Annotated in this window: 18 protein-coding genes and 2 pseudogenes; 5 read left to right on the top strand and 15 right to left on the bottom strand. The window is 40.7% G+C overall.

Annotation, left to right across the window (positions count from 1 at the left end):
• Nucleotides 1-127: 127 nt before the first annotated feature.
• Complete coding sequence (locus FNZ24_RS12775; RefSeq protein ID WP_153914864.1) at nucleotides 128-418, top strand: putative quinol monooxygenase; 291 nt, start codon at nucleotides 128-130, stop codon at nucleotides 416-418.
• A 112-nt stretch (nucleotides 419-530) separates the two neighbouring features.
• Nucleotides 531-1,268 carry a sulfite exporter TauE/SafE family protein gene (locus FNZ24_RS12770; protein ID WP_153914887.1) on the top strand — a complete coding sequence of 246 codons (738 nt, stop codon included), beginning with the start codon at nucleotides 531-533 and terminating at the stop codon, nucleotides 1,266-1,268.
• Nucleotides 1,269-1,302: 34 nt separating this feature from the next.
• Here the strand turns inward: FNZ24_RS12770 and FNZ24_RS12765 are convergent, their stop codons facing one another.
• The 6 genes from FNZ24_RS12765 to FNZ24_RS12740 all read right to left on the bottom strand — a co-directional run bounded on the left by FNZ24_RS12765 (nucleotide 1,303) and on the right by FNZ24_RS12740 (nucleotide 6,665).
• Nucleotides 1,303-2,280 carry a sensor domain-containing diguanylate cyclase gene (locus FNZ24_RS12765; protein ID WP_153914862.1) on the bottom strand — a complete coding sequence of 326 codons (978 nt, stop codon included), beginning with the start codon at nucleotides 2,278-2,280 and terminating at the stop codon, nucleotides 1,303-1,305.
• A gap of 478 nt (nucleotides 2,281-2,758) precedes the next feature.
• Nucleotides 2,759-4,840, bottom strand: a complete 2,082-nt coding sequence (locus FNZ24_RS12760; RefSeq protein ID WP_153914860.1) for a heavy metal translocating P-type ATPase — start codon at nucleotides 4,838-4,840, stop codon at nucleotides 2,759-2,761.
• Nucleotides 4,840-5,166, bottom strand: coding sequence for a YtxH domain-containing protein (locus FNZ24_RS12755; protein ID WP_153914858.1), 327 nt, complete (start codon nucleotides 5,164-5,166; stop codon nucleotides 4,840-4,842). Before FNZ24_RS12755 ends, FNZ24_RS12760 begins: the two co-directional genes overlap by 1 nt.
• Nucleotides 5,159-5,464 carry a magnetosome protein MamC gene (locus FNZ24_RS12750; protein ID WP_153914857.1) on the bottom strand — a complete coding sequence of 102 codons (306 nt, stop codon included), beginning with the start codon at nucleotides 5,462-5,464 and terminating at the stop codon, nucleotides 5,159-5,161. Before FNZ24_RS12750 ends, FNZ24_RS12755 begins: the two co-directional genes overlap by 8 nt.
• Nucleotides 5,461-6,381, bottom strand: a complete 921-nt coding sequence (locus FNZ24_RS21705; protein ID WP_228768477.1) for a hypothetical protein — start codon at nucleotides 6,379-6,381, stop codon at nucleotides 5,461-5,463. The genes FNZ24_RS12750 and FNZ24_RS21705 overlap by 4 nt, the downstream gene beginning before the upstream one ends.
• The gene (locus FNZ24_RS12740; RefSeq protein ID WP_228768476.1) at nucleotides 6,378-6,665 is read right to left on the bottom strand and encodes a hypothetical protein; all 288 of its coding nucleotides are present in this window, start codon (nucleotides 6,663-6,665) and stop codon (nucleotides 6,378-6,380) included. The genes FNZ24_RS21705 and FNZ24_RS12740 overlap by 4 nt, the downstream gene beginning before the upstream one ends.
• Before the next feature lie 401 nt (nucleotides 6,666-7,066).
• Between FNZ24_RS12740 and FNZ24_RS12735 the strand changes: the two genes are divergently transcribed.
• Nucleotides 7,067-7,426, top strand: a complete 360-nt coding sequence (locus FNZ24_RS12735) for an HMA2 domain-containing protein (RefSeq protein WP_153914855.1) — start codon at nucleotides 7,067-7,069, stop codon at nucleotides 7,424-7,426.
• Between the two features lie 132 nt (nucleotides 7,427-7,558).
• On the opposite strand, the gene FNZ24_RS12730 is transcribed toward FNZ24_RS12735, so the two are convergent.
• A complete protein-coding gene (locus FNZ24_RS12730) occupies nucleotides 7,559-8,002 on the bottom strand; it encodes a hypothetical protein (protein WP_153914854.1) in 444 nt (147 codons plus the stop codon).
• Nucleotides 8,003-8,210: 208 nt separating this feature from the next.
• Between FNZ24_RS12730 and FNZ24_RS12725 the strand changes: the two genes are divergently transcribed.
• Nucleotides 8,211-9,158 (top strand): LysR family transcriptional regulator, encoded by a 948-nt coding sequence (locus FNZ24_RS12725; protein WP_153914853.1) that lies wholly within the window; start codon nucleotides 8,211-8,213, stop codon nucleotides 9,156-9,158.
• Between the two features lie 142 nt (nucleotides 9,159-9,300).
• Here FNZ24_RS12725 and FNZ24_RS12720 read toward each other — a convergent pair whose 3' ends face one another.
• The 3 genes from FNZ24_RS12720 to FNZ24_RS12710 form a co-directional block, all read right to left on the bottom strand.
• On the bottom strand, nucleotides 9,301-9,696 hold the full coding sequence (locus tag FNZ24_RS12720; protein WP_153914852.1) for a DUF2750 domain-containing protein: 396 nt from the start codon (nucleotides 9,694-9,696) through the stop codon (nucleotides 9,301-9,303).
• A 109-nt stretch (nucleotides 9,697-9,805) separates the two neighbouring features.
• Nucleotides 9,806-10,363: a hypothetical protein gene (locus tag FNZ24_RS12715; RefSeq protein WP_153914851.1), complete on the bottom strand. Its 558-nt coding sequence runs from the start codon at nucleotides 10,361-10,363 to the stop codon at nucleotides 9,806-9,808.
• Nucleotides 10,364-10,470: 107 nt separating this feature from the next.
• Nucleotides 10,471-10,899: an SPOR domain-containing protein gene (locus FNZ24_RS12710; RefSeq protein ID WP_153914850.1), complete on the bottom strand. Its 429-nt coding sequence runs from the start codon at nucleotides 10,897-10,899 to the stop codon at nucleotides 10,471-10,473.
• Between the two features lie 1,290 nt (nucleotides 10,900-12,189).
• On the opposite strand from FNZ24_RS12710, the pseudogene FNZ24_RS12705 reads away from it, so the two are divergent.
• Nucleotides 12,190-12,915, top strand: a pseudogene (locus tag FNZ24_RS12705) (IS110 family transposase); the annotation flags it as partial.
• Here FNZ24_RS12705 and FNZ24_RS12700 read toward each other — a convergent pair.
• The 5 genes and pseudogenes from FNZ24_RS12700 to ribBA all read right to left on the bottom strand — a co-directional run.
• Nucleotides 12,894-13,181: pseudogene (locus FNZ24_RS12700) on the bottom strand (phosphatidylglycerophosphatase A); the annotation flags it as partial. The pseudogenes FNZ24_RS12705 and FNZ24_RS12700 overlap by 22 nt on opposite strands.
• Nucleotides 13,181-14,137, bottom strand: coding sequence for a thiamine-phosphate kinase (gene thiL / locus FNZ24_RS12695; protein ID WP_153914848.1), 957 nt, complete (start codon nucleotides 14,135-14,137; stop codon nucleotides 13,181-13,183). The gene thiL and the pseudogene FNZ24_RS12700, both read right to left, overlap by 1 nt.
• Before the next feature lie 94 nt (nucleotides 14,138-14,231).
• Nucleotides 14,232-14,636, bottom strand: coding sequence for a transcription antitermination factor NusB (gene nusB / locus FNZ24_RS12690; RefSeq protein ID WP_076543020.1), 405 nt, complete (start codon nucleotides 14,634-14,636; stop codon nucleotides 14,232-14,234).
• A gap of 14 nt (nucleotides 14,637-14,650) precedes the next feature.
• Nucleotides 14,651-15,130: a 6,7-dimethyl-8-ribityllumazine synthase gene (gene ribE / locus FNZ24_RS12685; RefSeq protein WP_153914847.1), complete on the bottom strand. Its 480-nt coding sequence runs from the start codon at nucleotides 15,128-15,130 to the stop codon at nucleotides 14,651-14,653.
• A 121-nt stretch (nucleotides 15,131-15,251) separates the two neighbouring features.
• Complete coding sequence (gene ribBA / locus FNZ24_RS12680) at nucleotides 15,252-16,355, bottom strand: bifunctional 3,4-dihydroxy-2-butanone-4-phosphate synthase/GTP cyclohydrolase II (protein WP_153914846.1); 1,104 nt, start codon at nucleotides 16,353-16,355, stop codon at nucleotides 15,252-15,254.
• Nucleotides 16,356-16,363 lie beyond the last annotated feature (8 nt).

The raw sequence follows: 16,363 nt of genomic DNA, 5'->3' as shown, positions 1-16,363 counted from the left end.
ATTGTCAATTTTAATTTGATAATCATTCAAACCATATGCTGTTTTTAACAGTTAATGCTTTCGTTATTATGGCTTCATCTTAACGACGCAGCGTAAACGAGCTGCTTTAATCCATAAGGAAAACACCATGACAGCACTAACTATCGTCGCTAATATCGTTGCTAATGAAGACAAAATTGAATTAGTTAAAGCAGAGCTTTTAAAGTTAATTGATACCACTCGTGCGGAGACAGGTTGTATTAACTATGATTTACATCAAGATAATGAAAACCCAGCGCATTTTATGTTTTATGAAAACTGGGAGTCTCGTGAATTATGGCAAATTCACATGGGTAATACTCACCTTGCTGAGTATATGACTGCCACAGAAGGATGTGTTGCCAGTTTTGTTCTCAATGAAATGACTAAACTTGCCTAACGGGTTGTTTAGATTGAGATAAGGTTTGCCCGTTTGAAAGCAAATTTTGAATGAGTTTTTATGCCAAATTGGAGGTCATTTGAGCTCCGTTTGATTGAATATAGTGAGCAAGATGATTTCTGATTTAGGCTTTTATCTAGCAGCAATTCCAGCAGTGTTTTTTTATGGTATGGCCAAAGGTGGGGTTGGCGGCATTTTAGGTATGCTGTCTGTACCATTAATGGCTATGTCAGTATCACCAATTCAAGCAGCAGCAATTTTATTGCCCTTATTATGTGTGATGGATTTAATGGCGCTGTTTTATCATCGAAAAAATTGCAATTACGCTGTACTTAAAACCATGTTGCCTTGGGCTATTGTGGGGATTTTGATTGCGGCTTATTTCATGGGGCAAATGCCTGTGCATGTTGTTGAGTTGATTATTGGTGGCTTAGCAATGGCTTTTTTAGTGCAAACTTTTTTGTTGAAAAAGACTGAATCGAGCAATCCACTTAAAGGTTATGCTTTAAACATGCTCTCAGGTTTTTCAAGTACCATTGCTCACGCTGGTGGGCCGCCTGTTAGTATGTATTTATTACCTATGAAGTTACCAAAAGAGCAACTTATAGGTACTAGCGTGGTCTTTTTTGCCGTGGTTAACTTTATCAAATTAGTCCCTTATAGCATGATGGGCCAGTTTGATGTTCAAAATTTGCTAACCTCCTTAGTGCTGATCCCTATCGCTTTTTTAGGGGTCAGGTTTGGAGTGTGGTTAGTTAAGGTGATATCACAAGAACTGATCTACAAAATTAGTTATATCATGCTGTTTATTACTGGTATAAAAATGCTTTATTCAGGACTAGTGCCATAGATGTTGCATCGATTAAGTGCTTGAGTGATAAGTTTTATCTGAAGCGTTTTTTCCTTTTTAGCATTTCCTTATCAGCTCTATCGAGTAACTCCGTAAAATCAGTTTTCAAATCAACATGAATGGTGCCAATTGAAACACTGTAGTCTGGCAGGTTTGGAGTATGCCTTGCTGTTAAAAATCCATCTTGCAGTCGTTGATTGATAATCGCTAAATCTTGCTCTTTCTCTAACATGACTAATGCCACAAATTCATCACCACCGATCCGACCTATTACATCACTTTGACGCACGGTTGCGGTTAGTACCGTGCCAATATGCTTGATGAGTTCATCTCCTGTTTTGTGGCCATATTGGTCATTGATCTGTTTAAAATTATCAATATCTAAATAGCATAAGCCCAAACTAGCCTGGCTACGCTTTGCTAATGCAATACGCTGTTGACTAAGCGTTTCAAAGCCACGGCGATTGTTAATGCCAGATAAAGGATCGGTAATCGCTAATTGCTGCATTTGTCCGTAAAGGTCAATTAAGGCGAGATCAGATTCAATAATATCCTTTAATTGCTCAATGAGTTCAAAGTAAGTTTCATCATAGTCAGTCTTGTTGTAATCCATGACACAAAATGTGCCGAAAGGGTGACCATCTGGCCAATAAATTGGAACCCCTAAATAAGAGGTAAAACCGTCATTGTGTACCTCGGGATTGCTATCCCAAATAGGATCAGTAGGAGCGTTGGGAACATAAAGAGATTGACTGGTTTCTACGACTTTACGGCAAAAAATATTTGCTTCTGGTTCAATGATGACTCCCGCGGGATAAGGGTTGCTACTTTGTTGGCTCGAAATAGTGACTTGAAAGCCATCATCTGGTGTGAATTGCACTAAAAAGCTTGCTGGAGCATGGAAAACTTTGGCAAGTAAATTAACTGTCTTTTGCCACTTATCGAGTGAGATAAGCTCGTTGGATTTATTAAGTAAGAATGTTTTAGGATCAAATATTGTTTTTTTATTCATTGATCAGCCCGAAATAGCTTTTAATGATCAAAGTATAGTTCAAAATTATCGAGGCGTTATGTGGGAGGTAGGGGGCTAATATATTCCCTCTTTAGTTATTTAAATGAAGTAAGTTTTAGCTGTAAGCATATAATTCATATCGCTTAATGGCTTATGTTACAGTAATTTACCTTAGTCGCTTGCAATAAATATAGATGAGCAATGTGTTTAGTTGGGTTCAATTTTTTGCAGTAATCCGCCACTTTTTTGTTATTTTTGGCCTTTCAAATGATGAAAGGCCAATCGCCTTACTCTCTTGTTGAACGAGTGCTTGATATTGGTTACCTGTTTGGCTTTATATCTGAATTTAGCTTTGATGATAAGTTAACTTAGGTAGAGACAATATAATAAAAAGCCCAGTTAAACGTTTTGTTTAACTGGGCTTTTTCATGTCGATACAATTGTATATTAGCTAGCTTAAGCGCTATTGAGTCAGGTACTAACTCGCTTTTGGGCCATTTTTAATGGCGACCGAACGGGCGAGAATACCTAAGGTGGTGCCATTATGAAGTAGGGCGCTCATGGTTGGGTTTAGCCAACCTAATGCCGCTGCTAACATAATGCCGCTGTTAACATACTCAGCGACTTTGATATTACTGTTAATCATCTTCATCGCTATTTGAGCAAGCTGATAGGTTTCAGCCACGCCATAAAGTCTATCCTGCAGTAATACCACGTCAGCAGCTTGTCTTGCGAGCTCAGTGCCTTTGCACATTGCTACGCCGACATTTGCCTTAGTTAAAGCGGGTGCATCATTAACGCCGTCACCAACAAACATAACCTTGTGCCCTTGCTGCTGCAATGACTCGATAATGCTTGATTTGGTTTCGGGTGTGGCCTCGGCAAATACTTTATCGAGTTTAAGATCGTCACCCAGCATATTGGCTTTATAAACACTATCGCCAGAAATCATCATTAGCTGGCTAATGCCTAGCTGTTTGAGATCTGCAAGGGTTTGATGTACATCGTCACGTAAGTGATCCCTAAGGCCAATCATGCCCATTAACTCACCCTGATGGGAGATGAAAATCAGGTGACGTCCTTTGGATTCATATTGACGAATTTCGTCTTCATAAGCGCTAAAGTCAACGGCTTCATGGGACTCAAGGAAATGACGACTGCCCATCACAAGGCAATGGTCATTGACGGTGCTTTTAAGCCCATGAGCAATGACGTACTCGACTTCACCATGATCAATATGCGGTAATTGATGATGTTTAGCTGCATTCACTACAGCTTGGGACAGTGGGTGGTTACTGTGCTCTTCAACTGAGGCGGCAATGGCCAATAAATCGCGGGCACAATGATCGCCTTGACAATTGAAAGGTACCACATCGGTTACTTCCATATCGCCATGGGTTAAGGTGCCTGTTTTATCAAATACGCACACATCCACTTCGGCAAGCTTTTCAATGGCGCTGCCACCTTTTAGTAAGATACCTTGCTGAGCGGCGCGGTACATTATTGATTTAAAGGTGACTGGGGTGCTGAGTTTAAGCGCACAGGAGTAATCAACTAAGAATACCGAGGCGACGCGGTTAATGTCTTGGGTTAATGCAAAGACCGCAGCACCGATGCCTAAAGTGATTTTAACGCGGCGATTAGCCATGTCTTGAGTCACTTGTTGGATTTCACTCTTTTCACTCAATGAGTCATAAATCAGCTGGGCGATTTTAGCTGTGGTTGCTTCGCTACCGACTTTTTCGACCCGCACTTTTATCGTGCCTTCGTGCACACTTGAACCTGAATAAACTACAGCATCAAGTTCTCGTCTAACGGGCACGCTTTCACCGGTTAATGCTGATTGGTTGATAAGCGCTGCGCCATCAACGACTACACCATCAATGGGTACAGGGTCGCCAGGCACTAATTCAATGATGTCATCGACATTCAGTTCAGTTGAGCTGACTTGTAATCTGCTGCCATCTGGCATTATGCGCCAAACGATAGACTCTTGCGGGATCATTAAATCAGCCAGTAACTTGTCGCTTTTACGACAGGTTTCTTGCTCCATGAACTCACCGAGACTAATCAAGGTTTGGGTCATCATAGCGGTGCGATAGTCACCACGATAAGCTGATAAACCAACCGCAATAGCATCAAGCACTTCAACAGAAACGCGTTTTTGCTTTAGCTCTGAAATACCTTCGGCAATCGTCGGGGCAATAAGGGTTGCAGTCGATAACGCTCCCCACTTGCTTGGCAGTAATGCTGCTGACAGGGTGCCAATGACATTCATGGCAATGTCACCACGGGTAAATTGGTGTTCAGACTCTTCAAGCTCAGCATCACTGAGATCAATTTGCGCCAATCTTGCTTCGATGGTTTGCTGTTCTAGCAAGTTGTCATCGTAGTCAATCACAATTGAGTAGGCGGCTTCATTAACTCGTACAGCACTAATGCCTTGGATCACCATTAAGCTATTTTTAATCCACTCACCAGTGTCTTCAAGCTTTGCTGTACGATTGAGTTTGAACCGTATCCGACCAGGAATATGATGCTTAATTCGCAACGGGAGCATTATTCACCTTTATGTAGGTTACGGTAGTAATCTAGTTCTGCTTGGGTGTCTTCTAAGCGTTCTTTGAGCTCTTCAACTTCACCGCGCACAGTGGACCAGGCTTTTTCGCCCGTCGATGCCACGCTTTGCTGTAATTTTTTATTACTCAGTAAATAGGCTACAGCAGCGCCAGCAGCTAAACCCATCGCAAAGTGAGTTTTGCTATTTTGCGCTTTATAAGGCGCTTGAGTTTCTTGTTGCTGTGGCTGTTGATTGTACGGCTGAGCCTGTGGCTGGCCAGCTGGGCCATAACCATATCCATAGCCGTAAGGTGGGTAATTACTCATGACTGTTTTTTCCTGAAAATTGGTCGACAAGGTATAAACCTGCTGCGCCTGCGGCAAGTATGGTCATTAGTGATAGCACTGGGCGCCCCGCCATTTGACCTGCTGCATAAGTGGTAATGCCACTAATTGCAGCTGCCTGTAAGGCAGATTTGGTGGCTTTTGACACCATCATCTCAGCTTCTATCTCACCTTGTTTGTAAGACTTCCACTGGGTTGCTACTGAGGCGCCACCGCCAACCATCGCGCCGACAAGCAGTGCACGACTGGCTGGGCTTAATTGGTTGTAAGTATTACTCATGCTGGTTTCATGTCTTCTTGAGTGGTAGAAGATAATACAGGTGCAGTTTCTTCTGCTTGAACTGATTCATCAGTTTCTGTAGCGACGTCTTCAGCCGGAGCTTGATAATGACGCTCAACAGACGCTTGGAAGCCTTCTTTACCTGCGTTGTAGGTTTCTTTGAAAATCTCACTGCTGTTGGTGACATTTTCTTTTACATTGCTGGCTGTTTGGCTAGCTGTTTCTTTCACTTTACCGCCACCTGTTTTTAGCATGTCGCCAGCGCCAGAGACTACGTCCATTAACTTGCCACGGACTTTGTCATTGCTGAGTAAAAGTGCTGCTGCAGCACCGACCATTGCGCCTTTCCAAAATTCTTTATCGTTCATACCTAAACTTCCTAATATGTCTTTAAACATGCCAGCATCTTCACCTAATGCTTGTTCAAGCATCGCTTGCGCTTGTTCCATAAATGGATCGTCTTGCTCTGCGCTTGCTTCAGGTTGAGGCTGAGGTGGCATGTTAGGGTGAGGATAATATGCGCCATGCATCATTTGCGGGTATCCCCACATAGGATGATGTTGGGCATGGTGAGGGTGATACTGTGGTTGATTGTGTGGATGGTTAAATCCAGGGTGCATATGCGGATGACCATGATATTGGTTCATGTGCGCATGTGGATGCCCCATTTGTGGCTGTTGCATATGTGGGTGGCCAGCTCCCGGAGGGTGACCATAGCCGTACATTTGTGCTTGATAAGGATCCATCGGTGGCGGCATTTGCCCCCATTGCGGCGGCTGACCATTCATTTGCGGATTAGCTGTATTTTGCTGTTCCTGTTGAGGGGCATTTTCTGGTGCACCTTGTTGGCCATTTTGTTGAGCATTATTTGGCGAATATTGGGCCGCGTATCCTTCCGAGCTGTATTGATGGCTCATGTTCTAATTCCTTCGGCATTTAAGTACTGAGCAAGGGCGAAATAAGCCTGTTCTGCTTGTTCATCTGTGCCTGAAAAAAGGTCATCGACGAGGTTAGGCGTAACAAGGCTAGCGTCGTACTCAATGACTATGCTGCCAGTTGACTTATTGATCTTATAACTGAGAAATGCAGGAACTTGGGCAATCACATCATCGACATTTTGCAGGTTAAACTGCATCAGTTGTGACACGATCCCAAGCTTATATTTGAGTCGAATTCGGCCGGGGATATGATGAGCTATCATGACCCAGCGTCTCATTTTGATAACTTTATTTAGATATTTGTCCATTTGAGCATTATACGAAGCTAGATTCCGCACTTTTTTGTCTAAGATCACGTTTGGTACAGTTTGTTGATGTTGTCAGCGTTTTTCGAGCTTGAATACTGATATAAACCCCTTTTTTAAATAATGTGCTCTCTACAGCTAATTGAATTAGCAGTAATTATTGGCTTCTCTTGCAGTATGGCAATATTTGGGGATCTAATGTAAAGATTGTATCAATCGCCCGATTCGGCTATGCGAAATAGGTTGTAAAGCTAGGTAAATCACAAATTATAAAATAATTATTTTGAATGCTTTACGTACAATTGCAGTCAGTGATAATATTATCGTAATGATAATGATTATCACTTATTGAGGCGGTTATGAGCATTTATATTCACAAAACTAAGCAAAGATTAAGAGTCAGATCTGAATATATTCGTAACAACAAACAACAAGTCGACGAGTTAATCGAACAGCTTGAGCAAATTGATGCAGTAAAACACGTAAAGCATCAGCATCATGCAGGCTCAGTTGCCATCACTTTTGATAATAATGAACTTGATTGTGAGAATTTATTAGAGATTCTTGAAAGTCATGGCTGGTTAGAAGAAAGCGGTAAGTCATCTTTTGTTGAGAATGCTGTGATAGCAGGAACAAAAACCTTAGTGAAAGGGATGGCGGGTATCGCATTATCTCGCTTAGTTGGCCCATCTATTAGCCGAGTGATCTTAAGCGCTTAATACTAGGTTCATCTTAGTTGTTACTTTAAGCGTTGTTACTATTAGTTGTTACTTTAAGCGTTGTTACTATTAGTTGTTACTATAAGCATTGCTGCTATTTGCAGTGCTTAAAATGGTCTGTTTATAGCAAGATCATAAACTGATATTGAACTTCTTCATTGCACATTTACAATTTCCCCCCGCCAGTGCAGGGCAGCGTTTACAAGGTGGTGTTTTCAGTGGGATTTGTGCAATTGATCTTGGCTGAATCTGTACAGCATTTACGCTAGCAGGCTGGGCTGTCGTCACTGATATATCAGGATTAATAGGCGCTTTAGTCCGATTGGTAGGCATGACACGGCGCTGTTGACTACCTTCATTAAACCAAGATAGTACTGGGTTAAGTGGATGCACTAACTCAGACACCACATCCCCAATCACTTGTCCTGATAAATGACTTAATTCTTGCTTCAGCTGTGGGTTTAGCTGAGCCACTTTACTGCTATTAGCTGTTAATGCATTGAGTTGCTTTAACGACTTACTGGTCAATTTTTTTGACTTCTTCTTAAGCTTTTTTAGCGCGCTTTTTGAACTCACTGGTTTGCCTACTACTTCATTGACTTGGTCATAAAATAGCAAATTTTTTAAGCTAAATAAATATTATTCTCATTTAGTTTGCGGCTCAACTTTACCATTTAGCCATTTTCAGTGGCTTTGCTCGGCTTAAAATCTGTAAAAGTTATTCCCTAATTTGGTTTAAATAGGTCATTATTAGTGATAATTCTGGCTTCTATAACGGTATTTCATGTCTTTAACAAAACAACTCGCCCTTTTTATGGATGTGGTTCAGCAAGGCTCCTTTACAAAAGCGGCGGCGTTGCATGACATGGATAACTCGTTACTCTCTAAACAGGTTAAAAAGCTGGAAGCTGAATTGGGTGTGCAACTACTGAATCGCTCAACACGATCATTTTCGCTGACCTCAGCTGGAGAAGAGATTTTAGAGCAAACCCAGAATTTAATGGAAACCCTCACTCAAATCCAAAATATTGCTGACTCATATCAATCTGAACCTAAAGGGATCATTCGTATTACTTCAGGGATTTACTTCGGGCAGGAATATCTACAGCCTGTGGTTACCGCGTTTATGAAGCGCTACCCTGATGTAAAAGTCACCCTTAATTTAGATGACAAACTCACCGATATTATTACTGATCACTTCGACCTGGCGTTTAGGGTAGGTAAGCTGACCGAGTCTAATTTAATTGCCAAGAAAATCGCTAAAACCCATTTTGCGATAGTCGCTTCAGAAGCCTTTATCGCTGAACATGGCATGCCGACAACTCCTGAGGAGCTAGTGCAATTACCGGCCGTGGTTTACAGCAATGGCAATGTCAGTTTAGATCAAATGCGTTTAACTGAAGTCCCCCATGGTGAGCAATACAAAAATTACCAAATGCGCGGTAATTATCATATCAGTGATGTACGTTCACTGATGAGTGCGGTGCAATCGGGTATTGGCTATGCCATGGTGGATTTGTTTAATTTAGATCAACCTATTGCAGATACTAAATTGGTGCCACTGCTAACCGATTATGGTTTATCCACCATGGATACGGGGATTTATGCGGTGTACCCGCATCGAAAGCAAACCTTGTTAGTCAGTGAGTTTATTAAAGCGGTACAAGAATACATCGGCACACCACCGTTCTGGTTAAATCACCTGCCTGATTATAAGCATCTGTATAAATAGTATTTGGAATTGAAGTTGTTAGATATTAAAGGTTGAAGCTGAATTGGGGGATAAGTGAGTTAGCTGTCTAAGCATTTCTGGAAAGGAGCAATGTAGAAGATTCAGAGAGTTTAAGGGTAACCATAGTCTCTTGTTAAGTTTCTTACTCGTATTGCTCGCATTCGTCTTCGAGACATTCAAGCAAATCAGTTGCTTCCATAACCCAAAGACTCCATTCTTTATTCGGAAAAACGCCAACTTTAACATTATCTTTTTTGAAGGTAGGTAACCAATGATTAGTAAACTCTTCAAGTGATATTTCAGTAGCTTCATGACCAGGGAAATGCTCATCTGCAACTTTCTGGGCATATTCAGGATGAGGCCAAACAGGGAAATACTCTAAATTATCTTCAGTTACAGGAACAAGCCAACCATCACTATTTTTTACTGCCCATAATTGTTCCCAGTCAGCAACTTTACCTATGAAATGTTCGTTGCGTTCTTCACTACTTAAAGCTAACACAGACTCAAATTGTTGTGGATTCATTGCATACGGCATTGATATTCCTTGGAAACATAACGCCTTACTAATGGGCGCATAAATGCTTGGCTAAAATTAGCGACGAAGGAGCGCAAGCCAAGCGTTTTACGTCCTTTTGAGTAACTTGTTATGCATTGTTTAACCTATCAATCAATGCTTTACCATTACGGTTTTTAGGTAGTTTTGTCGAACGATAGATTAGTTGATCTTGCTTCACTTTCCCAGACTCTATACCTAAATCTCGAACAAAGGAAAAACAGTTGACTAACAAAGAAGTCAAAGATTTATAGGTTATATTTGTAGCGAACTTCTTCTTGCGCATATATGCACTCAAATCATTGTGAGCATAAAGTTTATTTCGAATGTTTTTTAATCCCGTTTCTTTGAAGTCAAATTTCAAAGACTCAAGTACCAAATGCATTTCCTTGGAGTACGCCTCATCGCTAATAGTTACTAAGTGGTCTAACGTTAAGTTTTTGTCACTTCTTGATGAAGCGGGATCAAATAGAGCACTTATGCGGCATATAATTTCAAAAAAAAGCGACTCTTGAAACTTCGCAAAGCATTCAGGGAAATTTTTATTAAGGGAAGCTACCGAATCTTCAGAACCATAAAGTTCTTGATAGAGCTCGATCTTTGATTGTATTTCCGAAATCCTTTTTTCAATTAGGTAAAATTCGTTCACAGATCCTTCCTAAACGCATAACGCCCTAATAATGGGCAAAAAATTGTTGGCTAAAATGTTAAGGAACGAAAACAGTCAACTGTTTTTTGTCCTTATTTATTAGCTTTTTAGGTGTATGTTATTGCTAAACTACCAAGCTTTTCTTTTGCTTTAAATATGTCTTTGCCTACAACAAATACACGGTACCTTGGATCATTGGCAGCGTTAAAAGCTGGAATGTCATTGCGAATAGAACATAAGCCAATTCTATCTAGCTTACTCTCTAGTTCTAGTGCCTCTGCTTCATCTTTAAAAAAGCCGACTAAATGCCAATGTTCCTGTTTTAGAATGTAATCATAGAAAAACTCGCAAGCCTCAGTTTCAGAATCCGATGTATAGATAGGTTTAGAATCTATTCCTCTTTCGGAATAAAAAACAGCCCATTCCCCCCACAGTTTATCTAAGCAGTAAGTATCACTTTGGCGAGATAAAACGGCAAAACTTTCTGGCGTACAACCTTCAGCTAATAATTTTTCAGTCAACTCTGATGCGAACACTTAATACACCTAACGCCGCATTAAGCGGACTAAAATAGCGGGTTATAATGTGGAGCGAAACCAAACCCGCTGTTTTAGTTCCGATTTAAATGCCTTGTTAGGTATACTTTTAACCTATTTTTCTTGTAAACGATACAGGGCTGAACTACCAAGCCATGATAATAAAATTGGCAATGGAAGCATAACTAAAAAGTCCCCGATATTAATTTGCACTAGAAAATGACTAAGCCCAATAATGAGCCCCAACAAAGCTAAATATTTATATGGCAAATTAGCCTTTTTTGAAGATGACTTTGCAAATACAAAACCGATGTAACCTAATAAACTCCATACTAAAACGTAAGTACAAAATAGTGTGAATAGGCTAAAACAACCTAAATGAACATCACAGTTATCAAATCCATAGATGCTAATTAAATAAATACAAAATGCTGGTATGGACGAACATATAATAAATATGAAAAACCGTTTCAACTTACTCTCCATAGCCAGCGTGTATACCTAACAGCTTATTAGCGAGAATTCCGATAAACACCCCTAGGCTAATTACCAAAATTCAATCATTTTTTAGCTTAATTTATTAATATTTTTAATAACTTAACAGCCATCAATATTTAAATCAATCGACTAAATACTGGATAAAACCGAGAATTGAGATAACCGAGAATTAACTTGGGTCGTTATGTAAATTATTCTCAATAATAAAATACATATTTTTCAATAATATAATATTATTCGGTAGGTAAATCCGAGAATTTTTGCTTTTACATAACGAGAAGCAATTGCTGTCAATTGCTGCCTTTTATATAACTCTATATACATACCGGCATATAAAAGGCTAACAAGCTTTGGGGCATAAACGTTTTAAGAGCAACAATTTTATACCTCATATTAATTGGGCTAGTTACTCAAGACCATTACTTCAATCTAATCCATTGCCTGCCGCAGGCTTATGTGCAGATACAACTGCGAGACGCTGCAAGTACGTCCATGTAAGCTCTACCAAAACATCCATGTTTTGGAAGCTCGCTGCTGCATCTACACTGGGATTATTGTCTCTTCGATTTGACGGTATTCGCGACAACTAAAAGATCAAAAAGATACAAATCTAAAAGGCTCAAGTTGCGTGGGTGCTTTTGATCTTCTTTGAATGTTCAATTTGAATTGAGGTCATCGAGAAAGGCCGTGAGCTTGGCATGGATAATGGAATGGACCCATCCACTTTTAATCGGCCTCGCAATGGGCCACGATGTAGTTGCTAAAACTCATCAGAAAGAGGACGGGTCCACTATGAACATTACTACAATTGGTCTTGATATCGCAAAGTCTGTTTTTCATTTTGTTGGCGTTAATAAAGCCGGAAAGCTCGTCAAAAAGAAGATAATTAAGCGAAAAGAGTTAGTACTTTTTCTTGCTCAAATAGAACCTTGTCTTGTTGTGATGGAAGCCTGTGGTGGCGCAAATTACTGGGCTAGAGAGTTTGAGAAAGTGGGTCATCAAGTCAAATTGATAGCGCCTCAGTATGTCGTGCCCTACAGACAGGGAAATAAGAATGACTATAACGATGCACTTGCGATAGCTGAAGCAGCGCAACGGCCTAACATGCGCTTTGTAGAACCAAAACCTATAGAACAACAAGATATTCAGATGTTGCATCGAATGAGAGAAAGGCTAAACAAACAATCGACAGCACTGATTAATCAGGTTAGAGGGATGCTTGCTGAGTACGGCATTATTATCACAAAAGGAAAAGCGTCTTTTAGGTCAAAGCTACCTGATATTCTAGAAAATGCTGATAACGAATTAACAGCCARAGGCCGAAATATTTTCTATCAACTGTACGAAGAGTTTAATGATATTGAGCGAAGGCTTAAAAGTTGTGACGTTCAAGTTCAACAAGAGATGAAGAACAATCAAGTATGCMAACGTTTGGAGAGTGTGCCWGGCATTGGTCCTGTCACCGCAACGGCATTTTATGCCGCTGTTGGAGAAGGTAAAGATTYYACTTCATCCCAAACGATTGCGCCATGATCATGTACGCCCATGTCCTTTGCCGCTTTATCACAAATATAAAAACCAACAAGGGTACTAATTACAGTAATAATGATAAAAGGCGTTAAACTTAAGTGCCCCATTAAATAAACCAATGGAACAGCTGCAAGCGTACCAAACGTGCCAGGGGCTTTAGCTGCTAAACCACTACCAAACCCTAATGCTAAAAAATGCACCGGATTTTTTAAAGAAAGTTTTAATACTGCTGGATCAGTTGATAATAAATTCATTAAAAATGCTCAAAATTTTTCGAGTCTAACTCATAGGGCTGCCCATCAGATACCAATCGCAATTTATCACCCGCGCAAATTTGACCAATTTTGACAAACTTAACACCCGCATGAATTAACGCTGTATCTAACGCACCGCGTTGTGACTCTGGGACAGTGAATAATAACTCATAATCTTCACCTCCAGTCAGCGCGTAATTAATTGCTTCCTTTTTACCTACTGACTCTAGGAGAGATTTGGATAAAGGTAACTCATTCACATCAATAATGGCACCGACATCTGACGATTTTAAAACATGATTAATGTCTGAGTTTAATCCATCAGATAAATCAATTGCACTGGATGCTAAAGTGCGCAGAGCTTGGCCTGCAATGATCCTTGGGGTTGGATGGTAATGACGGTTAATCAAAAACTCTTTGTATTGCGGATCGACTTCTTTTTTACCTAAAAGTAAATCAAGACCTAACGCTGAGTCACCTAAAGTGCCGGTGACATAGATCCAATCACCTATCTTAGCGCCACTACGGGTCAATGCTTTTCCTGTTGGGACTTGACCATGGATAGTCACGTTAATACAACGTGGGCCACGGGTCGTATCACCACCAATGAGGCTAACACTATAATACTCAGCCGCTTCAAATAAGCCTTCACTGAAATCTTGAAGCCATTGATTATCCACATCAGGCAAGGTTAACGCCAAAGTCATCCAAGCAGGATCTGCGCCCATTGCCGCTAAATCTGACAAATTAACAGCCACAGCTTTATAACCTAACTCATGTGCAGGCATGCTTGGTAAGAAATGGACGTTTTCTACGAGCGTGTCGCATGAAATTGCGATAGATTTGTCTTCTGCTGGTTGCACGAGTGCGCAGTCATCGCCGATACCGAGATGAACATCGCGGCGTTGTTGACCTTTATCACGGAAAAATTGTTCAATAAGTTGGAATTCTTTCACGATAAATCTGGTACGGTTGCCCGCCCACCTATATGTTTTATAGAAGTATCTTAAGCCATACAAAAACGGTATCCGAAGATACCGTTTTCATTCATTACTTGCGAGTAACAAGCTTATCTAGCATACCATTGACAAACTTATGGCTGTCGTCAGCACCAAACGCTTTCGCTAATTCGATACCTTCGTTGATAGCCACTTTATATGGCACATCTTTACGATAAGTTAATTCATATGCAGCTAAGCGCACAATGGCTTTTTCAACTGGAGATACATCTTCAATATCACGATCTAAGTGAGGTTTTAGAAGATCATCAAGTTGAGTTGCTTTCGTGGCTACACCTGATAGCAATTCACGAAAATAAGCTACATCAACACCGTTAATGTTTTGCTCAGTTAAAAATTCATGTTCAACATCAGCAACGTTATTCTTGCTTAATTGCCACGAATAAATAGCTTGAACAGCTAAACGGCGTGCCTTACGGCGCTCTGAAGGCTTCATTACTTTTCCTACTACTATACCAACTGTTGTTCTAATTCTTGCAGAACGTTAACCATTTCAAGAAGGCCAAGAGCAGCTTCAGTGCCTTTGTTACCTGCTTTAGTACCAGAGCGTTCGATTGCTTGCTCAATGGTATCTGTGGTTAACACGCCAAATGAAACTGGGATATCAAACTCTAAAGCAACTTGAGCTAGCCCCTTGTTACACTCGCCTGCAACTAAATCAAAATGCGGAGTACCACCACGAATCACTGCACCTAGTGCAATGATACCGTCAAACTTTCCAGATGCAGCAACACGACGTGCAGCAAGTGGCAGCTCAACAGCGCCAGGAACACGAACAACAGTAATGTTGGTATCGTCAACCTGACCAAAACGTTTTAGTGTATCTATTGCGCCATCAAGCAGACTTTCAACTAAAAAACTGTTGAAACGCGATACTACAATCGCAACTTTGGCATTTTTTGCTTCGATATTACCTTGAACTACGTTCATTATCTTACCTAAATTAGCTAAAGCACCCAGCTCTGGGCAAAAGTGGCGGTATAATACCACAGCAAAATGCCCTGAGTCCTGTGCAATTAATGATAAATGTTAACTTCACTAAATTAGTGAATTATTCTGCAATGTAATCAGTAACTTCTAAACCAAAGCCTGACAACGAATGATAATGTTTTGGTGAACTCAATAAACGCATTGTGCTAACACCAAGACTGGAGAGAATTTGTGAACCAATTCCTACTTTTCGAGAAGTCCCTTCCCATTTAGCTGCAGCTGGCGCTTGGCCATTATCTTCAGCTTCAAAAGCTTTAACTTTCGCAAGCATTTCACTTGAATGCTCTTCATGGCCTAATAACACCAATACACCGCCTTCAGATGCAATACGCTCCATGGCTTTTTCTAATGGCCAGCTACGTTTTTGGTCGCGCTCAGAGTGCAATAGATCATTAAAGGTGTTTTGTAGGTGAACACGTACTAGACAGTTCTCTTCAACGTTTCCTTTCACTAAAGCATAGTGTAATTGGTTATCGATAGTGTCTCTGAAAGTCACCATTTTGAACTCACCGAAACGTGTTGGCAGTTTACATTCAGCTTCACGTACAACCGTAGTTTCTTTAGTGTTACGGTACTCAATTAAATCAGCAATGGTACCCATTTTTACGCCGTGCTTTTCGCTGAAGACTTCTAAGTCAGGACAACGAGCCATGGTGCCGTCATCATTAAGGATTTCAACAATTACACCTGATGGTTCAAGACCCGCTAAACGGGCTAAATCACAACCAGCTTCAGTATGACCGGCACGAGTTAATACGCCGCCATCTTGGGCCATTAATGGGAAAATATGTCCAGGTTGAACTAAGTCAGCCGCTTTTGCATCTTTGGCAACTGCTGCTTGCACAGTAACAGCGCGGTCATGGGCAGAAATACCCGTTGTAACACCTGTTGCCGCTTCAATAGAAACGGTGAAATTAGTAGAGAATTGGGCGTTATTATTGGTCACCATTAAAGGTAGATTTAATTGTTGGCAACGCTCTCTAGTCATAGTTTGACAGATTAAACCACGGCCATATGTCGCCATAAAGTTGATTGCTTCAGGCGTGACCTTTTCGGCAGCCATAATCAAGTCACCTTCATTTTCTCTGTCTTCATCGTCCATCAAGATAACCATTTTACCTTGGCGAATGTCTTCGATGATCTCTTCTATACTATGTAGTGCCATGTTAAGAC

This window comes from Shewanella sp. TC10 (genome assembly GCF_009663145.1).
In the GTDB taxonomy this organism is placed as follows: Bacteria; Pseudomonadota; Gammaproteobacteria; order Enterobacterales; family Shewanellaceae; genus Shewanella.
The sequence above is the reverse complement of the archived record's forward strand: the minus strand, read 5'-3'. Positions and strand labels throughout refer to the sequence as shown.